Source organism: Exiguobacterium sp. RM11 (assembly GCF_059821525.1).
This window is the reverse complement of the sequence record NZ_CM187558.1, coordinates 1458048-1475833: the sequence shown is the minus strand read 5'-3', so window position 1 is coordinate 1475833 and position 17786 is coordinate 1458048. Positions and strand designations below refer to the sequence as shown.

The 17786-nt window shown below is 46.0% G+C and carries 16 protein-coding genes and 1 tRNA gene; 8 read left to right on the top strand and 9 right to left on the bottom strand.

Going from position 1 to position 17786, the window contains the following annotated elements:
* Positions 1–302: 302 nt before the first annotated feature.
* On the bottom strand, positions 303–938 hold the full coding sequence (locus tag AC5LIL_RS07740; protein ID WP_499823792.1) for a peroxiredoxin-like family protein: 636 nt from the start codon (positions 936–938) through the stop codon (positions 303–305).
* 240 nt (positions 939–1178) lie between these two features.
* On the opposite strand from AC5LIL_RS07740, the gene AC5LIL_RS07735 reads away from it, so the two are divergent.
* Positions 1179–3152: a methyl-accepting chemotaxis protein gene (locus AC5LIL_RS07735; protein WP_499823791.1), complete on the top strand. Its 1974-nt coding sequence runs from the start codon at positions 1179–1181 to the stop codon at positions 3150–3152.
* A gap of 39 nt (positions 3153–3191) precedes the next feature.
* Here the strand turns inward: AC5LIL_RS07735 and cls are convergent, their stop codons facing one another.
* Positions 3192–4655 (bottom strand): cardiolipin synthase, encoded by a 1464-nt coding sequence (gene cls / locus AC5LIL_RS07730; protein ID WP_499823790.1) that lies wholly within the window; start codon positions 4653–4655, stop codon positions 3192–3194.
* A gap of 85 nt (positions 4656–4740) precedes the next feature.
* Here cls and AC5LIL_RS07725 point away from each other — a divergent pair, with 85 nt between their 5' ends.
* The 4 genes from AC5LIL_RS07725 to AC5LIL_RS07710 all read left to right on the top strand — a co-directional run bounded on the left by AC5LIL_RS07725 (position 4741) and on the right by AC5LIL_RS07710 (position 8045).
* Positions 4741–5175, top strand: a complete 435-nt coding sequence (locus tag AC5LIL_RS07725) for an OsmC family protein (RefSeq protein ID WP_214783398.1) — start codon at positions 4741–4743, stop codon at positions 5173–5175.
* 74 nt (positions 5176–5249) lie between these two features.
* Entirely contained in the window at positions 5250–5738 is a 489-nt protein-coding gene (locus tag AC5LIL_RS07720) for a GNAT family N-acetyltransferase (protein ID WP_499823789.1), read from the top strand.
* Positions 5739–5793: 55 nt separating this feature from the next.
* A complete protein-coding gene (locus AC5LIL_RS07715) occupies positions 5794–6789 on the top strand; it encodes a Gfo/Idh/MocA family oxidoreductase (protein ID WP_499823788.1) in 996 nt (331 codons plus the stop codon).
* 215 nt (positions 6790–7004) lie between these two features.
* Positions 7005–8045, top strand: coding sequence for a GNAT family N-acetyltransferase (locus tag AC5LIL_RS07710; RefSeq protein WP_499823787.1), 1041 nt, complete (start codon positions 7005–7007; stop codon positions 8043–8045).
* A 46-nt stretch (positions 8046–8091) separates the two neighbouring features.
* Here AC5LIL_RS07710 and AC5LIL_RS07705 read toward each other — a convergent pair whose 3' ends face one another.
* On the bottom strand, positions 8092–9126 hold the full coding sequence (locus tag AC5LIL_RS07705; protein WP_499823786.1) for a PTS sugar transporter subunit IIC: 1035 nt from the start codon (positions 9124–9126) through the stop codon (positions 8092–8094).
* A 264-nt stretch (positions 9127–9390) separates the two neighbouring features.
* On the opposite strand from AC5LIL_RS07705, the gene AC5LIL_RS07700 reads away from it, so the two are divergent.
* Entirely contained in the window at positions 9391–12054 is a 2664-nt protein-coding gene (locus AC5LIL_RS07700) for a cation-transporting P-type ATPase (RefSeq protein ID WP_499823785.1), read from the top strand.
* Between the two features lie 60 nt (positions 12055–12114).
* Positions 12115–12243: a hypothetical protein gene (locus AC5LIL_RS07695; protein WP_256441151.1), complete on the top strand. Its 129-nt coding sequence runs from the start codon at positions 12115–12117 to the stop codon at positions 12241–12243.
* Positions 12244–12308: 65 nt separating this feature from the next.
* On the opposite strand, the gene AC5LIL_RS07690 is transcribed toward AC5LIL_RS07695, so the two are convergent.
* The 3 genes from AC5LIL_RS07690 to AC5LIL_RS07680 all read right to left on the bottom strand — a co-directional run bounded on the left by AC5LIL_RS07690 (position 12309) and on the right by AC5LIL_RS07680 (position 13734).
* Positions 12309–12581, bottom strand: a complete 273-nt coding sequence (locus AC5LIL_RS07690) for a hypothetical protein (protein ID WP_214745180.1) — start codon at positions 12579–12581, stop codon at positions 12309–12311.
* A gap of 66 nt (positions 12582–12647) precedes the next feature.
* On the bottom strand, positions 12648–13289 hold the full coding sequence (locus AC5LIL_RS07685; protein ID WP_224860901.1) for a hypothetical protein: 642 nt from the start codon (positions 13287–13289) through the stop codon (positions 12648–12650).
* 88 nt (positions 13290–13377) lie between these two features.
* Entirely contained in the window at positions 13378–13734 is a 357-nt protein-coding gene (locus AC5LIL_RS07680; RefSeq protein WP_499823784.1) for a PilZ domain-containing protein, read from the bottom strand.
* A gap of 147 nt (positions 13735–13881) precedes the next feature.
* Between AC5LIL_RS07680 and AC5LIL_RS07675 the strand changes: the two genes are divergently transcribed.
* On the top strand, positions 13882–14130 hold the full coding sequence (locus AC5LIL_RS07675) for a hypothetical protein (RefSeq protein WP_214692196.1): 249 nt from the start codon (positions 13882–13884) through the stop codon (positions 14128–14130).
* A 38-nt stretch (positions 14131–14168) separates the two neighbouring features.
* Here AC5LIL_RS07675 and AC5LIL_RS07670 read toward each other — a convergent pair whose 3' ends face one another.
* The 3 genes from AC5LIL_RS07670 to AC5LIL_RS07660 form a co-directional block, all read right to left on the bottom strand.
* Positions 14169–14864 carry a queuosine precursor transporter gene (locus AC5LIL_RS07670; RefSeq protein WP_214760835.1) on the bottom strand — a complete coding sequence of 232 codons (696 nt, stop codon included), beginning with the start codon at positions 14862–14864 and terminating at the stop codon, positions 14169–14171.
* Between the two features lie 310 nt (positions 14865–15174).
* Positions 15175–15245: transfer RNA gene (locus AC5LIL_RS07665), tRNA-Thr, on the bottom strand.
* Between the two features lie 107 nt (positions 15246–15352).
* Positions 15353–17746, bottom strand: a complete 2394-nt coding sequence (locus tag AC5LIL_RS07660; RefSeq protein ID WP_499823783.1) for an immune inhibitor A domain-containing protein — start codon at positions 17744–17746, stop codon at positions 15353–15355.
* Between the last annotated feature and the right edge of the window lie 40 nt (positions 17747–17786).

Sequence of the window (17786 nt, the reverse complement as noted above, 5' to 3'; positions counted from 1 at the left end):
ATATGTGGCGTGGCGTTTACCTACTTATTTTCCTCTTTTAAATGATTCGAAGTATGTATCGGGCTTTCGGCCGTCGTGGCTTCAGAAAAAAACAAATGGCCGCCATAGCAGGCGGCCATTTGTGTGACTCGTCCCACGGCGCCCCGACTCCTACAGGAACGCAATCCGCCGGAGACCCAGCAACGACTTAGTTGCGGTGCGGCTCTAGGATTGCCTGTGGAAAGCGTGGGTGCCGGAAGGACGAGTTCGAACATGTTATTTGTTAACAAGATAGGGAGATGACGCGTGTCATCTCCCTTTTTTTACAATGTTTCAATAACCGTTTTCGGGTCGACTCGTTCTGTATAGTCAGCGGGCACATCACTGAATGAAATCGTACCATCCGGTTGGATGATGAATGTCGCTGGCTTCGGAAGTTGCCAGTCCTCATTGCCGTTATGTGCATCGACGCGAAGACCAGATGCCTCATAAATCTCAATCAAATAATCCGGCATATCAAAGACGAGATCGAATTGGCGTGCGACTTGATTGTCCACGTCGCTCAACACGTAAAAATCGAGCTCATTTTTCTCTTTCGTAGATAGTGAGTAATCCGGAGTCTCCGGGCTGATTGCCACGAGTGTGGCGCCCTTTTCCTCAATTTGTGCCAATTCTCGCTGATACGCTCGGAGTTCGAGGTTACAGTATGGGCACCATCCACCGCGGTAAAACGTGACGATGACAGGTCCTTTTTCAAGGAGTGTTTTCAAACCGACTTCTGTCCCATCCGCATGAGACAATTCAAACAGCGGAGCTTGATCCCCGACTGCTAAACCGGCAGCCACCCCTGATTCTTTCAATTCTTGTGTCGCCTGCGCCATCAAACGTTGTTTTTCGGCCGGCGCTTTTTGCTTGAATTGATCTTTATACGCTTTGATTTCTTCCAATAATGTGTTCATGTTTTTACCCCCTTTTCCGATATGTTAACTGAATACATTTTAGATTACGAATATAATGATTTGTCGTTATGTTCTGAATAAAGTGAATCTCCATTTCAGCTTCCGAAAAATAATTTTCGAATAATTCAATCAATGATTAACATCTATTTTTCCTAACCGATATTGTAAGTAACCCAAGGAGGATTCGGTACCCCATACCGATGCTTCTTGAACATTCTATTCGGGGTAAGGAGATGTTTTATGAAACAGAAGCGTACCATCAGCATCAAACAAAAATTAATTGTCTTATCAGTTCTATTACTACTCATTCCAGCAACATTGATCGGGGTCGTCGCTTATACGCAGGCGAAACAAAAAATCGAGTCACAAATGATCCAGTCTGCCAATTCGGGGGTAGACCGGATGAATAATGAAGTGACGAATTTGATTGCTCCGATTCAGACGGACATTTCATTCTTCTCCAATCGGATTGATGCATCCATCTATGAAGAAGGTGAAGACAATCAAGCGTTAGCAGAAAAGTTCACGGAATACTTAGACACACACCCTAAAGTGACAAATATTTATTTTGCCTCAGCGGAAGGTACGATGACGATCTATCCTGAGCAAGAATTGCCGGAAGGGTACGATCCACGGACTCGTCCTTGGTATGAGGCGGCAGAAGCGAGCGGTCAAGACGTCGCCATCACGAATCCATACGTAGACGCCGCTTCTCAAAAAATGATGATCACGGTCTCTAAAAAGACGGCAGATGGTCGCGGGGTCGTGGCGGTTGATGTGGACGTGAATGATATTGCAGAAGTCGCAAAGAATATTCAAATCGGTGAAGAAGGATATGTGGCCATCTTCGATGAGGCCCAACAAGTCGTCATTCATCCATCGATTGCTGTCGGAGAGAAATCAGAAGAGTCATCGATGGAATCTGTTTTTGCAACAGATGAGGGAATCCTGTCCGCTGAAGAGAATGGAAAGGGTGTCGAAAAAGCGTTCGTGACGAACCCGCTCACAGGGTGGAAAATCACAGGGACCCTATACGATGGTGAAATTCAAGACGAGACTGTCGGCATCCTTTGGACGACCGTGTTCGTCATTATCGGTATGTTCGGTGTGGCGGCTATTCTTCTATACTTCGTTCTTCGGTCGATCTTGCGCCCTCTACGCTTATTAACCGAGGGAGCAGAACGGATCAAGTCCGGCGATTTGACTGAACCGATCAGCGTCTTATCGAACGATGAGATCGGTCGTGTTTCAGAGAGTTTCAATGAGATGAGTGCCTCACTGCGAATGGTATTACTTCGTCTAGACGATTCAATTAGTCAAGTCGCAGCATCTTCGCAGGAATTGATGGCGAACTCCGCACATAATTCCGCTTCTTCAGAACAGATTGCTCGTGCGGTCGACCAGATGGCGGTCAGTGCCGATGGTTCAAAACGTCAACTTGATGACAACGCGACGTCACTCCAGGCCATCACATCTGGTATCATGCGCATCTCAGAGAGCTCGATGGACGTGTCTGAACTATCACGTGAGACGTCAAATGAAGCAGAAGATGGGTCAACGACCGTGCGAGAGAACGTTAAACAGATGCAGGCAATCGATGCATCGGTCGTCACGTTTGAAGGTGTCATCCAATCGTTGGCACATCGTTCAAGTGAGATCGGGGAAATCGTCTCGGTCATCAACGGGATTGCAGAACAGACGAACCTGCTCGCTTTAAACGCAGCAATTGAAGCGGCACGTGCCGGTGAGAACGGGAAAGGGTTCGCCGTCGTGGCGAGCGAGGTCCGAAAGCTTGCGGAACAGTCCCAACAGTCGACGAAACAAATTGCGGCATTGATTGACCGCATCAAACAGGAGACGGAGCAATCCGTCCACCTGATGCAAGAAGTGTCCACTCATACGAAAGCCGGTCTCATTTCTTCAGAAATGACGGCAGATCGATTTGAGAAAATCAAAGAGCGAACGGTCGCGATGACACCGCGAATCGAAGATGTGACCGCAACTGTAGAAGAGATTGCGGCAAACGTCCAAGAAGTAGCGGCGACCGCATCCCAAATTGCTGACATCGCCGACGAGAACTCAAGTGTCTCCAAACAAGTCGCAGCGACGACAGACGACCAGTTGAAATCGATTGAAGAAGTGTCACAATCGGCGAAGGCACTCGCGACGATGGCAGAAGAACTACAAGACCTCGTCTCACGATTCAAACTATAAAATGAAAAAGAAGCAGAGCGCCGAGCTCTGCTTCTTTCGTTATAAAATCGGGCTGAGGAGTCGTGAGACACCCTCCCGAGCACGTACTGTCCATTTCCGCTTTTCATAGTCTTCCATCGTATACGTCCGACTGACCGCCGTGTCTGTTTCAAATAAAGAAACAAGTTCGAGGGCGACGCGTTCGTCGTAAATGACTGCGTTCACTTCAAAGTTGAGACGGAAACTTCGGGCATCCAAATTCGTCGTTCCGACCGTCGCAATCTCCTCATCGACGACAAGCGTCTTCGCGTGGAGGAAGCCTTCATCATACAGATAGACGTTTGCCCCATAATCAAGCAACTCTCCAAGGAAGGAGAGCGATGCCCACATGACGAACGGGTGGTCCGGTTTTCCGGGAATCATGATGTCCATCTGAACGCCGGAGTTGAGTGCCATTTTACATGCATCCATAAAACTCGTGTCGGGTATGAAATAAGGGGTTTGGATGACGACCCGTCGTTTCGCTGACATGATCATTTTAATCATCATATTTTTTAAATGTTCCGTGTCCGAGTTCGGTCCACTTGTGACGATTTGCATTGGCGAATTGTCTTTAATCTCATGTCTCGCAAAGCAGAACGTATTCTCCGGGTCATGCTTGCGGTGACCTGAGTAATTCCAGTCCAGGATGAAGCGGTGTTGAAGATTGTAGACGACGTCTCCTTCGACACGTAAATGGGTATCGCGCCAATAACCGAACTTCTCAACAAGTCCGAGGTATTCGGTCCCGACATTAAATCCACCGACATATCCAATCTTCCCATCGATGATGACGACTTTTCGGTGATTGCGGTTGTTCAACTTAAAATTGATCATCACAAGTGTCGGTGGGAAGAAGACACGTACTTCCCCATCGTTTGCAATTAATTCTTTGAAGTCAGAGTTCCGAAGACTGCGAGAACCGACCGCGTCGTAAAGAAGCCGAACTTTGACACCTGCTTTCGCTCGTTCAATCAATTCCTTTAAAAGAGCTTGTCCAAGAGCATCGCGCTGGATGATATAGTACTGGATGTTGATTTCGGTTTCGGCGGAGCGAATATCATCCATCAACGCCTTAAACTTTTGTTCGCCGTCATGTAAGATGAGGGAACGGTTATGTACACTGATTAATGATTTTGAAGAGCGCAAGTTCATTTGAAGCAGTTGGTCATACTTTTCGAACAGTGGCTGCGCAAGTTGCGTCTGACGTGTGTGGATCTGTTCGAGCTGTGCTTCTACTTGTAGCGCATGAAAAGAGCGTTCTTCCACACTCAAATTATAAAAGTTATCCTTTTTGAGTTGTCGCCCGAGGAACAGGTAAATGATAAACCCGAGCACCGGCAAGAAAAATAGGACAAGCAACCAGGCCCAGGTCGCGCCGACGTCACGTCTTTCGGCAAAAATGACGGCGAGTGCGAACAATAAGTTTAACCCGAGGACGATATATAGCCCCCAACTGAAAATAACGGACCAATCCAACAACATACACCCCTTAAAAATCGATTTGTAGCTTAATCATACATCAAATGCGGGAATAGGTTGCTATCAAATGAAATAGGGGGAGAAGACAATGAACATGGAAGTCGTATGGAAGCAAGGCATGGCGTTTGAAACGCATACACCATCGGGGCACACGGTGACACTTGATGCGTCCGAGGACGTGGGCGGTCTCGACACGGGACCTCGTCCGACGGAGATGTTACTTCACGCCACCGCGTCTTGCACGGGAATCGATATCGTCTCCATTCTGCATAAGATGCGTCAACCGTTAGAATCGTTCGAAATGAAGATTGATGGGGTTCGGGCAATCGATCATCCGAAACGCTTTACAGCCATTCACATCTTGTATATTCTGAAAGGCGACATGTCAGAAGAGCGAGTGCGACGTGCGATTGAACTATCTGTTGAACGCTATTGTTCTGTTTCACATAGTCTCAACGCGACTTTATCCTACAGCTATCAATTAAACGATGGCGAGGTCACACCGTTCGAACTTCAACAGTGAGCAAGATGGTTGAAAGGCAATCTGTTCTCCGTTATATTTGTATTTCAAATACTGTATAACTAAAGGAGGACGTTATGATTCGACTCGCGACGAAGCGCGATGCCAACAACATTGCGAACCTAATCGAACAACGAGCCGTAGCGCTAAATGAACAAGGAAGCGACCAATGGACCGAATATTTGGAACAGGACCTCGTAGAGCGTGTGCGCACTGACATTGCAGAAGGCAGTGTATATGTCTTTGAAGATGACCAACAAATTTTAGCTTCTATCGCCTTGTTACCCCCGGACGACTGGGATGACAACTTATGGGACGACAGTGAGCGTGGACAATATATCCATCGAATCGTCGTCAGCGAAAAGCTGAAAGGTCGTGGCGTCGGGCAGCAACTCATGGAGCACGTACTAGAGGAAGCCGATGAAGATGAACCAATTCGTCTAGATTGTGTTGCTGACAATGAATTTCTAAATAGTTATTATCCACGTTTTGGTTTCGTCTTTGTCGATTCACGAAACGGGTACAATACGTTCGAATACAGATTAGATAAGAGCATGAGTGCATAAGGGTCTATGGACCCTTTTTTTGATACAATAATATAAGCGAAAAGGAGGAGTTTTCATGATTAAAACCATTTTGGTAGGGTTCGGCTTTTCAGCGAACACATTCCATCTGCCGTTTTTAAAGGCGATTGACACTTTTGAAGTGAGCGGGGTCGTGTCATCGCGTCCGGATGAAGTGAAAGCTGAATTACCGGGTGCCACGGTGTATGCGACATTAGACGAGGCGCTTCAGACAGATGCTTCTTTATATGTCATTACGACACCATCACATTTACATAAAGAGATGATTGTTGCCTGCCTCAAAGCTGGAAAAGATGTGTTGGTTGAAAAACCCGCATTCCTGACAACGGCAGAAGGATCTGAGTTGATGAGCATCGAAGCGGAGTCGGAGGGAATCGTCAACGTTTATCAAAACCGTCGTTATGACGGTGATTTCTTAACTATTCAGTCATTGCTCGACTCAAATGTGTTAGGGGAGTGGAAAGTGATTGAATCCCGATTTGATCGTTTCCGACCGAACGTACGGGACCGTTGGCGTGAAAATGCAGGTCCGGGATCAGGGATTTTGTTTGACTTAGGAAGTCATCTCATCGATCAGACGCTCGCCTTGTTCGGAAAACCTGACAAGATTCAAGCGGATGTGATGATTCAACGCGAGGGTGGACAGTCTGACGATGGATTCTATGTGACATTCTATTATGGAGAGAAGCGAGTGTATCTTCGCTCGAATCCATTCATCGCTGGCGAAACTCCGCGGTTCGAAGTCCATGGAACGAAAGGTAGCTTCGTGAAGTTCGGACTTGACCCTCAGGAAGAGGCACTGAAGCATGGAAAGTTGGCGAGTGACGTGTTAGAAACTGGAATCTTATCGACGGATGAGGTCGAAACGATTCAAATCGAGAAAGGTGACTATTTGATGTATTATCATCAGTTAGCCGAAAGCTATCAGACACGGCAACCTGTCGTTTCATTAATGGATGCGACACTTACGACGCAAATGATCGAACTCGCTCGACAATCGTCCAAGACGGGTCAAGTGATTTCAGTAGATTGATGTCCTTAAGACTTCTATAAGAACGAATTCGCCTAAGTGCGAGTTCGTTCTTTTTTTGAACAAAAACGTAAAAAGAAATAACGATATTTATTTCGTGAATTACCTTTATCGGATATTGATTGTTAACAACAAAAAGTTAAATTCTTCACTGGTGTGCTCATCCTTTAATGGGAAAAGTGGTTATGGAAATCACTTACTGAAAAGGGGATGAGATGATGGAATTCAAAATCATCAAAGACCAAATGGAATGGGAAAAATGGTTGGATCTAACAACATGCGATGCGTATGATCATTTTGATTATGTCAAAGTGAATTGTGAATCGAACGACTCACCAGAGCTGTTTCTCGCCATCACATCTAAAGGGATGCTTGTATATCCATATATCCGTCGCCGAATCAATGAAAAATATGATGACCTTGTGACAGCTTATGGATATGGTGGTCCGTTTCGTGTTGGGAAGTTCACAGATGATGAAGTGAAAGTCGCAAGGCAACATTTCATTAAACGCAAGGAGAACAAGAAAACGGTGACCGAAACGATTCGTTATCATCCATTAAGAATTGATGAGGTCATTATGGAAACATTCGGGAGAGCAATTCCAGTACGACAGACTGTCCATGTTCAACTAGATGAACCGTATGAATACTTGACTGAGCGATTCCATAAAATGACGAAGCGAAACGTGAAACGAGCCATCCGTGAACAGTTGACTGTCGTGCGTGGTGACGCCTCTGACATTCACACATTTATGCATCTTTATGAGGCGACCATGAATCGTCGGGATGCAATTGAAGACTATTATTATACCGATTCTTATTTCACTCAGTTACTGACGAGCGAATCCTTTGAAGCGGAATTTCTATTTGCTGTGTTTGAAAACATGGTGGTTGCAGGAGTTCTGGTATTGTACGGAGATGAGGGAGCCAATTATCACCTTGGAGGGTCTCTTAAGGATTACTTACCTCTCCGTCCAAACCATTTCCTCTTCAGTGAAATGATTCGCCGGGCGGGTGAAAAGGGTAAACTCCATCTTCATCTCGGGGGAGGGGCGACCGGGCAGGATGCACTCTATGACTTTAAATTGAGTTTTTCCGGAGATGAGCCGCTTCCTTACTACATTGGTCAATTTGTATTCAACGAACAGGTTTATCAGCAATTAAATGCGAAGCATATTCAATTGCATGGATTATCTAATTACTTTCCAATCTACCGGACACCTGTAAGGTTGGATATCCCACTCCCGAAAGCAAAATAAAAAATCGATGCACGCTTGAACAATTCGTTCGGCGGCATCGATTTTTTTATGCGGCATCTTCTTCTGTTGATTCAACTTTTTCCGTATGTCGGACAATCGGGAAGTTTTTAAAGAGTCGACTTCCAATCAATCCGAATCCGATTCCAAGGATGAATAAAACAACAGCTGTCAGTGTGACAGTCTGCCAGTCGTTGAAGCCATACATGACGAGTAGACCAGGAATACCCGCAGCCGACCCGGGCGCATCATTGATCATACCGGTCATCGCTACAATCAATCCTGCGATTGCACCCCCTACAAAGTTCACACTGTAGATTGGGATTGGATTCGCCGAGATGAGGTCGGCCTGTGTCAACGGTTCAATGGCTACAGAAAGCTGGTCTTTTTTCGTACCGATTTTCAGTTGACGGAACAACAGGTAGTTCATCGAAATGGATGCAGTCAACGCGAGAGCGGCAATCGCCATCGGCACACCAGTCAATCCGAGCATCGCCGTCAAAGCCATTGAGCTGAGAGGTGACGTCGACACGACAGTAACGATTCCACCGAGAACGAGTCCCATGACGACCGGGTTTTGCGTCGCGGCGAGTTCGATGACTGCACCGATTTGTGCAAGTGTATTTGAAACCAGTGGGTCCACGCCAGTAGCGACGAGACGTGCGAGCGGTGCCATCACGATCACGTAGAAAATCATATCGACACCCGTCGGGAGATAGCGGTTTATTCGTGTGCCAGCCAGAGCCAAGATGTATCCTGCGAAAAATCCAGGAAGGATCCCGAAACCAGACACGGATAACCCGATCATTAAGCTATAGACGGGGTTGATTCCGAGTGCGATGGCAACGAGTGCTGCGGCAGCAGGAGCAGATAATGAACCGGCTGCCTGCCCGACTTCTTCATATAAAGGGAGTGGCAGTAATCCGCCGATGGCATAAGCGTTGAATGCTTCGACGAGAAAGCTTGCGATTGCCGCACCTGCCAATGCGCCCATCGCTTTCATTCCGTATGGCGCCTTGTAACTGAAAAGTGTGAACAAGGCGAGGATGAGCAGTAAAAGTGCAATTCCTTGAATAATGACCATAAACTCTTCCTTCTTTCTATCTATCTGTATTCGTTCATAATTTCTTCTATATTCAATGATTGAAAGGCTTCTGTAAAGCCATTTTCATCAGAAAAATCAAAATTGATTCATGATACCGTTTACATGAAGAAATAAAGAATCATGGGAGCGTTTTCTTTGAAAAATGACATCAATTATACAAGTTTGGACGTGTCGAGCCGCATCAGATTGGGAACAGATAGGGGATAGATGTTTTCATAAAGTATTGGTCGAGGAGGAAAGAACATGCAGAACGAAAACAGGGAATGGCATGCGCTCGAAGTAGACGAGGTTCAGTCCCACGTGGAGACTGATGTAGAATCTGGTCTCTCGAAACAAACGGTCACCAATCGTCAGGAGGAGTTCGGAAAGAACGTCCTACCTGAAAAGGAGAAGACGCCTGAAATCATAAAATTTTTAAGACAGTTCAATGATATTCTCGTTTATGTCCTTTTAGGAGCGGCAGTTGTCACAGGTTTCCTTGGTGAATATATCGATACAATTGTCATCGTCTTGGTTGTAACGGTCATCGGGGTTGTCGGTTATCTCCAAGAGAATAAAGCGGAAGAAGCATTAGAAGGAATCAAAAAGTTGTTAGAGACGAAAGCGACCGTCATTCGCGATGGTAAACAATCCGAAATCGATTCAAGTGATCTCGTCGTCGGGGATATTCTCGTACTCGCTGCAGGCGACAAGGTACCAGCCGACGCTAGGGTTATTCAAGCGGAAAAATTTAAAGTGGAAGAATCCGCATTGACCGGTGAGGCCACAACGGTCGAGAAAAAACCAGACGTCGTCAAAGAAGAGGCCGTGCTCGCAGATCGAAAAAACATGGTCTATTCAGGAACGAGTGTGGCGACGGGAAGTGCGAAAGCCATTGTGACGGCAATCGGAGAAGGTACGGAACTTGGTCAAATCAATGCGTCGATTTCAGAAGTACAAACCGTGAAGACGCCACTGATTCGTCAGACGACAAAGTTTGGACAGACGGTCTCCATCGCTATCCTAATTATCTCTGTCATTATTTATGCATTCGGTTATTTCTTACGAGATTATGAACCAGTTGAACTCATGTTAACGACAATTGGTCTAGCAGTCGCAGCCATTCCAGAAGGATTACCAGCTGTCATCTCGATTATCTTGGCGCTCGGGGTTCGGAATATGGCTGAGCAAAAAGCAATTGTTCGAAGTCTGCCATCTGTTGAAACGTTAGGCGCAGTCTCGGTCATCTGTACAGATAAGACCGGAACGTTGACGAAAAACGAGATGACCGTCAAACAAATCGTGACGGCGAAACATGACATCGAGGTGTCAGGTAGCGGGTATGCACCGAACGGAGACTTAGAATTAAACGGTCAACCGTTTGACTTGGATGACGATGAGTCAATGATTGACCTATTAACTGTCGGAAAGACGTGTAACGATGCACAGTTGAACGAAGAAGATGGGGATTGGGTCATCAATGGGGACCCGACTGAGGCGTGTTTATTAACTGTCGCTGAGAAAGCGGAGCGCCCGATTGAACGTCTTAAAGTCATCTCTAAAATCCCGTTTGATTCAGAGTATAAATACATGGCGACGCTCGTTGAGTATAAAGGCGAGCGCATGATCTTCGTCAAAGGGGCTCCGGATCGCTTATTTGATATGGCGACAACAGACGGATTCAAACAAGAATATTGGGATGAAAAACGAAAAGAGATTGCTGACCGCGGTCAACGTGTCCTCGGTGCTGGATTAAAACGTGTCGACAGTTCAAAACAATCGATTGATCATGAGAACGTTGAAGATGGTCTGACTTTCCTCGGTTTGTTTGGTATCGTCGATCCGCCACGTCAAGAGGCGATTGACGCAGTCGCCGCGTGTCGTGATGCTGGAATCCGAATTAAAATGATTACGGGTGACCATAAGGATACGGCCGTCGCCATCGCAAAAGAGCTCGGTATGGAAGTGGAAGGGGCGCTCGAGGGTCGAGAGCTGACAGACATGTCTGATGAAGAAATCAAAGAGGCGTCGGTTCATAATGACGTATTCGCCCGAACGAGTCCGAACGATAAACTTCGTCTCGTGAAAGGGTTACAAGAGAATGGATTGATCACCTCGATGACCGGAGACGGTGTGAACGATGCACCAGCCTTAAAACGTGCCGATATCGGGGTCGCAATGGGGATCAAAGGGACGGAAGTCGCAAAAGAAGCCTCTCAAATGGTTCTTGTCGATGATAACTTCAAAACCATCTATAACGCCGTCCGTGAAGGTCGACGTGTTTATGATAACTTGAAGAAAACCATCCTCTTCCTACTCCCTACGAACGGCGGACAGGCGTTACTCGTTGCGATGAGTATTTTACTCGGCGCAGCAGCACCACTCAGCCCGGTTCAAATCTTATGGGTCAACATGGTCGTCGCGATTACTCTTTCATTAGCGATTGCCTTTGAACCACTTGAAGAGAGTACGATGAAGCGTCCTCCACGACCGGCGAACGTTCCACTTCTCAGTCGCTATTACATCTTCCGTGTCACGTTCGTATCGATATTGATCGGGGGAGGTAGTTTATGGATCAACTACATGCTCGGAGATTTCGATTACTCCACCGAGAAATTACAGACCATTACTTTAAATGCGATTGTCATGGCACAGTTGTTCCACTTATATAACTGTCGTACCGAGTTGGTTCCAGCGTTCAATCGTCGTTTCTTTGATAATAAAATCGCGTTCCTCGTATCTGGGTTGCTCATCGCCCTCCAATTGTTCATCACGTACGTTCCGTTTATGCATACGCTGTTCGGGACCGCTCCACTTACGTGGGAAGATTGGATTTATCCAGTGGCATTTGGAGCCGTCGTATTTATCATCGTAGAGATTGAAAAAGCCATCTCAAGACGAGTGATTGGGAATCAAAATATACACTGATACGTTTCATCTATAAACAAAACGGATAAATAAATGGAGTAACGATGAAGGAGGGATACGATGAAACGAGACGAATCACAACCAGGGGTACATCCAGATCCAATTCCGGATGATGAATCAAACCCGGCACAAAAACCGGCTCCGACCCAACACCCTGATCCAGATCCCGATGAAGAATCGGATGAATAAACAAACTACCTTGTAAAAATAAAAACCTCCTCGTTGATTAGACGAGGAGGTTTTTCGTGTCGAGGTTACTTTTTTGTCTTTGAGGAACGGCTATTTTGAAGACGGTTGAATTTCTTCTCATCCGTATGCTCTGTGATGACAAAGTCACCGACGGGGCATTCCCATTTTCCTTTTGCGACAACACATTCACGCAACGATACTCGATCGTCATACAGATCAAGCTCTAGCGTCTCTTTTAAAAATTGATCTACTTTTTGATTCGGCACTTTTACATATTCATTCAACACGAGTTCTTCATTCTTAACAGTCACATAAGAGGTGACTTGAAAATAGCGCATGCGATAATCTCCTTTGATAATAAAAACTAATAACTAGTATAACGGTTCATGAGACAAAACAGGATATCAATGTTTCATCTCGGCGCGCTCACGTTTTGGCGGTGCCTCGTTAAACGGTTTTTGATGCCGGATCATGAGCCAGAAGATCAAGCCGAAGAGCGGGATGTATGGAAGAGGCCAAAGGCTCATCTTATACCGTTTCGCATCGCGGTTCATTAACGTGATCTGAATAAACGCCAATAAAAAGAAATCGACAGTCATCGTTCGGACAAATTGGTTATTCTCCACATACGACCAATATTCTGCTACATTCCCTGTATTTGCGGCCGCGATAAACAATCCGATTGTCACCAGCAACAACACGACGCCAAGGATACGTGTCGGAAGCGGTTTAACGGGAGTTGGATAAGGGGATTGTCTCGCAAAAGCCAAATAGGGAGCGAGTAAGAAGCCTCCTACAAAAAAACTACTGATTGCCGCAAACAGCGGATTTGGTTTCAATTGGTTCACTTCTGACCAAAGCAGCGGGAACATGGCTAATGGAAATACACCTAGAATACTGAATAAGGAAAGAGAATAGCCTTCGTAGGCATCCGTATTATACGTCACGAAATCAAGTAAGAAACGCCCGTCGAACGGTACGTTCGGACCGAAAATAGCCAAAGCAATGGCCACGCCCCATGGAATCAATAGAAATTTTCTTGTCATACGAACACCTCACCCAATGATAGTCATAATAGTAGTATACCCTCTTTTGGAAACACGAAAAAATGAGAAGATGCGATGGCGCATGTTCTCATTTATTTTCACGTGCATACATTTTAATCATCGTGACAAGTTGTTGCGTTTCTTCCATTTTGGCATCAAGTAAAATACCATAATCGTATAATGAACCTAATTGACTGCAATGTCTGACATGTCCAATCAACTCAATAGGTTGAAGAGTCGGAACGAGATCGAGGACGAAGTGGACCTGCAAATCATCGGATAGTGGGAAAAGATAATCGGAGCGCAATTTCAGTCCATGTGAGCTCACATTCAATAGAAGTCCTTCTCCCTCATAAAGTTCCTTCTCTTCCCAAACGAGTCGATATGGGATCGTGCGGGGATTCGGTAGAATATAGCGAAAAGTTTCTTGTCTGCGATAACGCATCAATTCACCCCATTTCTCTACTCCCTATATCGGACATTTACAATTCGAAATGAAGTGGAAATGTGTATAATTTTTAGATAAGCTCGCTTTACAAATATGAAAACGCTTTCTATAATGGGTGTACGATTTAAATAGGGAGGAGATCAGATGAATGTACATGATTTACTCCGACGTTACTCGATTCAAACACCAGTCATCTATGAAAAAAAACGTAACGGGGAGTGGGTTAAACTCGAGCGTTTACCTGCCTATACCATTCTTGAAGTCGAAACGAACGATCAAACGATTGAAGCGGTCGCCATTGATGCGTTTAAGGCGATCACCGTCTGTCGAGAGTCGGCGTCGATTGAAGAAGCCCGTCCGTATGCTGTGCGTATCCAGATTGAACGACCATAAGAAAAGCCGTAACTTCGACAGTGAAGTTACGGCTTTTCTTATGCAGCGTCTTGTTCGGTTTCATCTTGTGGATTCGTGCGTTTTGCATAGTACATGAACGGTGTTGCCATCCAAGCAATCACGAATTTCGCAACGTACGTCGTAATGAAGATATTCCACCAGATGTCCCAATCCATTCCCCAGAAAGCGATGATACAGAAAGTGAACGTATCAATTAACTGTGAGAGCACAGTCGAACCTGTCGTTCTGAGCCAAAGTTTTTTCTCGCCCGTTTTGGCGCGAATCTTCGAGTAGACGAAGACGTCAAACAATTGAGAGACGAGATAGGCGGCAAGGCTACCAAGTGTGATCAATGGAAGCATCGAGAAGAGTGCCTCAAAACTTTCGTGCATGAAGAGCGCTTCTTCGAACGGTTCATACAAGAGGGCATACTGCATGAGTATCGTCGAAACAATCAAAATGAAGAACCCGAGCCATACCCCTTTTCGAGCCGCAGCTCGTCCGTGTTTTTCGTTCAAAATATCAGTCGCTAAATAAAGCGAACCGTAGACGATGTTACCGAGCGTAAAAATGTATCCGCCAATTACAATCTGTTGTGTGACTTGAATATTTGCGACAACTGAAGCCATCGCAATCCAAGCATATAATCCGACCCGTCCGAACAATTTGTAACTGAGGACGAGAAGACCGAGTGTAAGGATGGCAGAAGGAATCCATAACCATTCGTTTAGCATGAATCATGCTCCTTCCTCTAACTATTCAATGATTTCAACTTTTCAAGTTTATAGAGGAACGGAAATGATGTCAAGGTGATGAAGGAGACTCATTCTGAAGTGTATTAGCAAGCAAAGGAAACCTTTAGCTATTTCTACTCTATAATGTGGACTTGTAAACTCAGCTAGAAGGATAATCGTTCGACAAAATAAAAACCGATTCGACAAACGTGCGCTCGCGACATGAAGAAAGTGGGAACGGACAAAAAGAAAGCACCTCCTGTCATAAACAGGAAGTGCTCTGAACCGCTTCGTTGAGCGGTGTTTTTGATGCCTCCGACGAGAATCGAACTCGTGCTGCAGCATTACCATTGCTGAGGTCTGCCACTAACCTACAGAGGCGTTACACCAACTATGTTACACACGTTCCTTCCATTTTTCAAGCTTTTTCAGAATAATAAGACCTCCAATCTTCTTTGTTAGAAGACTGGAGGTCAAATGGTTCATCCTTATTTTGTACGGATCCAAACAGCACCTGCAGAGTTGTCTTTCGCTTCACCGACAACGTCAATGACGAGCCCGTATTGCGGAAGTTTACGTCCTGCATCTGGGATGAGTGAGTTGATGTACGAATTCGCATCATTGAACTGTTTCACGCCAGCTTGTGCTTTGTAGTCATACACACCACGACTTGGTGAATCGATGTACCAAGCGAGTGTCTTATCGAGACTGAATGCAGCATCAGCGATTTGGTAACGCGTGCTACCTGCAACTGTCTCTTTCCCGTTCAAGTTTCCGATGAGCGCCTCTGGGTGAGAGTCGACGACACCGAGGAAGCCTTCACCAGGGTGGACACCGACCCAGTTGTCTGTGTACGAGTCATCACCGTACCACACGACAAGACCAGTGTTGTATTTCACGCCACGGCCGTTGAGAAGACCCATATCCGACCCGGCGTGGTTACGCCATTCGAGGTAGTAGTAATGCGGTTTTGAATCGTATCCGTCTGAGTTGACAAATCCATCAAGTGTGACGGCTTCAGCACCTTCCGCATCGTCTGCGAAGAGTGTTGCTGATTCTGATTGGATTGACAAGTTGTCGACCGCGAAGCCTTTCATTGCGACGCCGCCATCTGTCACGTATTCGAATACGATCTGTACATCTTGTCCAGCGAATTGTGAGAGGTCATAAGACTTGTTGACCCATGCACCGTTCGTCGTCTCAGCAGGGTATCCAGCTTCGTTCTCGCCGTTGACGTCGTCACCGAACACATCGAGGACAACTTCTTTACCGCCGCTGACGGCTTTCACATACAAGTAGTCGTAATCTGATTCAACTTCATAGAATGAATCGAATGTAAGAACACCGTCCGCGCCAAGTTTCACGCTAGGTGTAGCCATTTCTGTATGGATGTCGTCACCTTTTGTCGAGTAGTAGTAGCGCTCGCCATAAGCTGGTTCGATTCCTTTAATCTTCTTATCAGGAAGGTTGACTTTGACGATTCCTGGGTTGTTTGACTTCGTCACAGATTGGTCGAGTTGTGAGACAAAACCTTGTGAGCTGATGTCTTCAAGATCGACTTCTGTGATGTTCGCCCAGTTTCCACCCATGATTTTTTGGAAGTATTCTTTGTTTTGTGGTGAGAAGCTTGTTGGCTCTGTACCAGCGACTTTACCAGCCCAGCTACCGCCACTCATGATTGACCATGATTGTACTGGCTCACCTTGACCTGTGTACTGCGTATCGTACTCATCTGGAAGACCAAGGTCATGTCCAAATTCGTGTGCGAAGACGCCGACTGCGCCGTCTTCAGGTTGAATCGTGTAATCGTACGCCGCCATTTTTCCGCCCCAGTAAGGAACTGCAGCTTCTGTGTTAGCTACTGGATAAACACCGTTGAGGACCCAGCGGTGTGACCATACTGCGTCGTCACCAAGTGCGCCACCACCAGCTTCTTGACCAGTACCAGCGTGGATGATCATCAAGTGGTCGACGAGGCCGTCTGGCTCATTGAAATCACCGTCTCCATCCAAGTCATAAAGATCGTATTGGTCGTGTTCGGCAAGATCGATTCCTGATGCGACAGCAGCGTTTAACGCATCTTTAACGAGTTGACGCGGACCAGGACCGACGTTATCGTGTCCACCTGCTGCACTATCCGCACCATAGTCTTTCGCAGTTCCTGGTACGGTTAACCATTCAGAAACTTCTCCGTCGACCGTGTAACTGCCACCTGATTGTTCTTCATAGTATTGTTTGAATGTTTGAACCTTTTCTCCGTTGAAGAGTTCAAATGGTTGGTCACCGAACATGTATTTTTCATAATGCTCTTTGCTGAAGTTATCGCTATACATATAGCCTGGATCTTGTTCGACGTTATTGTGTTTGAAGTCGCTATACTCGACGAGAAGGACGAGGACCTTATCTTCACGCACTGCACCGTTATAAGATGATTGTTGTGCCGGAGAAACCTTCACTTGACCGTTCGGTTTTCCTTTACGGTAGTTCGCTTGTCCCTTTTTCGCTTTGTCGAGAATTCGTTCAGTTTCTTTTTCGAATTGAGTATGTATCTTCTCTTTTGCTTTTGAAGCCTTCTCATTCAATTCGTCGTCGTGCTTATGTGGATCTTTCGCTTCACCTTGTTTTTTCGCGATATACGCGTCGACCGCTTTCATGCGCTCAGATGCTGACAATCCTTTTTTGATGACGCCACGCTTCTCGAGTGCTTTTGCGAGACGATCTTCATCGATGATGTTGTGGTCGAACGGAGCGAGCTCGCTCGTTGTCGGTACAGATGGTGCAACCGATAGCGGTGCAGCACCAGCAGCCGGAACGATGCTGACTGTCATGGCAGATGTCATGAGAGCCGCGAGCGTCGTTCGACGGATGGAACGTTTTTTCATTTGTATGAACCTCCTGTAAAAAATAATGGGAAAATGTGTG

Coding starts and splice junctions, on each gene's coding strand:
- AC5LIL_RS07740 (WP_499823792.1), bottom strand. CDS start 938: ATGAACACATTATTGGAAGAAATCAAAGCGTATAAAGATCAATTCAAG.
- AC5LIL_RS07735 (WP_499823791.1), top strand. CDS start 1,179: ATGAAACAGAAGCGTACCATCAGCATCAAACAAAAATTAATTGTCTTA.
- cls (WP_499823790.1), bottom strand. CDS start 4,655: ATGTTGTTGGATTGGTCCGTTATTTTCAGTTGGGGGCTATATATCGTC.
- AC5LIL_RS07725 (WP_214783398.1), top strand. CDS start 4,741: ATGAACATGGAAGTCGTATGGAAGCAAGGCATGGCGTTTGAAACGCAT.
- AC5LIL_RS07720 (WP_499823789.1), top strand. CDS start 5,250: ATGATTCGACTCGCGACGAAGCGCGATGCCAACAACATTGCGAACCTA.
- AC5LIL_RS07715 (WP_499823788.1), top strand. CDS start 5,794: ATGATTAAAACCATTTTGGTAGGGTTCGGCTTTTCAGCGAACACATTC.
- AC5LIL_RS07710 (WP_499823787.1), top strand. CDS start 7,005: ATGGAATTCAAAATCATCAAAGACCAAATGGAATGGGAAAAATGGTTG.
- AC5LIL_RS07705 (WP_499823786.1), bottom strand. CDS start 9,126: ATGGTCATTATTCAAGGAATTGCACTTTTACTGCTCATCCTCGCCTTG.
- AC5LIL_RS07700 (WP_499823785.1), top strand. CDS start 9,391: ATGCAGAACGAAAACAGGGAATGGCATGCGCTCGAAGTAGACGAGGTT.
- AC5LIL_RS07695 (WP_256441151.1), top strand. CDS start 12,115: ATGAAACGAGACGAATCACAACCAGGGGTACATCCAGATCCAATTCCG.
- AC5LIL_RS07690 (WP_214745180.1), bottom strand. CDS start 12,581: ATGCGCTATTTTCAAGTCACCTCTTATGTGACTGTTAAGAATGAAGAA.
- AC5LIL_RS07685 (WP_224860901.1), bottom strand. CDS start 13,289: ATGACAAGAAAATTTCTATTGATTCCATGGGGCGTGGCCATTGCTTTG.
- AC5LIL_RS07680 (WP_499823784.1), bottom strand. CDS start 13,734: ATGCGTTATCGCAGACAAGAAACTTTTCGCTATATTCTACCGAATCCC.
- AC5LIL_RS07675 (WP_214692196.1), top strand. CDS start 13,882: ATGAATGTACATGATTTACTCCGACGTTACTCGATTCAAACACCAGTC.
- AC5LIL_RS07670 (WP_214760835.1), bottom strand. CDS start 14,864: ATGCTAAACGAATGGTTATGGATTCCTTCTGCCATCCTTACACTCGGT.
- AC5LIL_RS07660 (WP_499823783.1), bottom strand. CDS start 17,746: ATGAAAAAACGTTCCATCCGTCGAACGACGCTCGCGGCTCTCATGACA.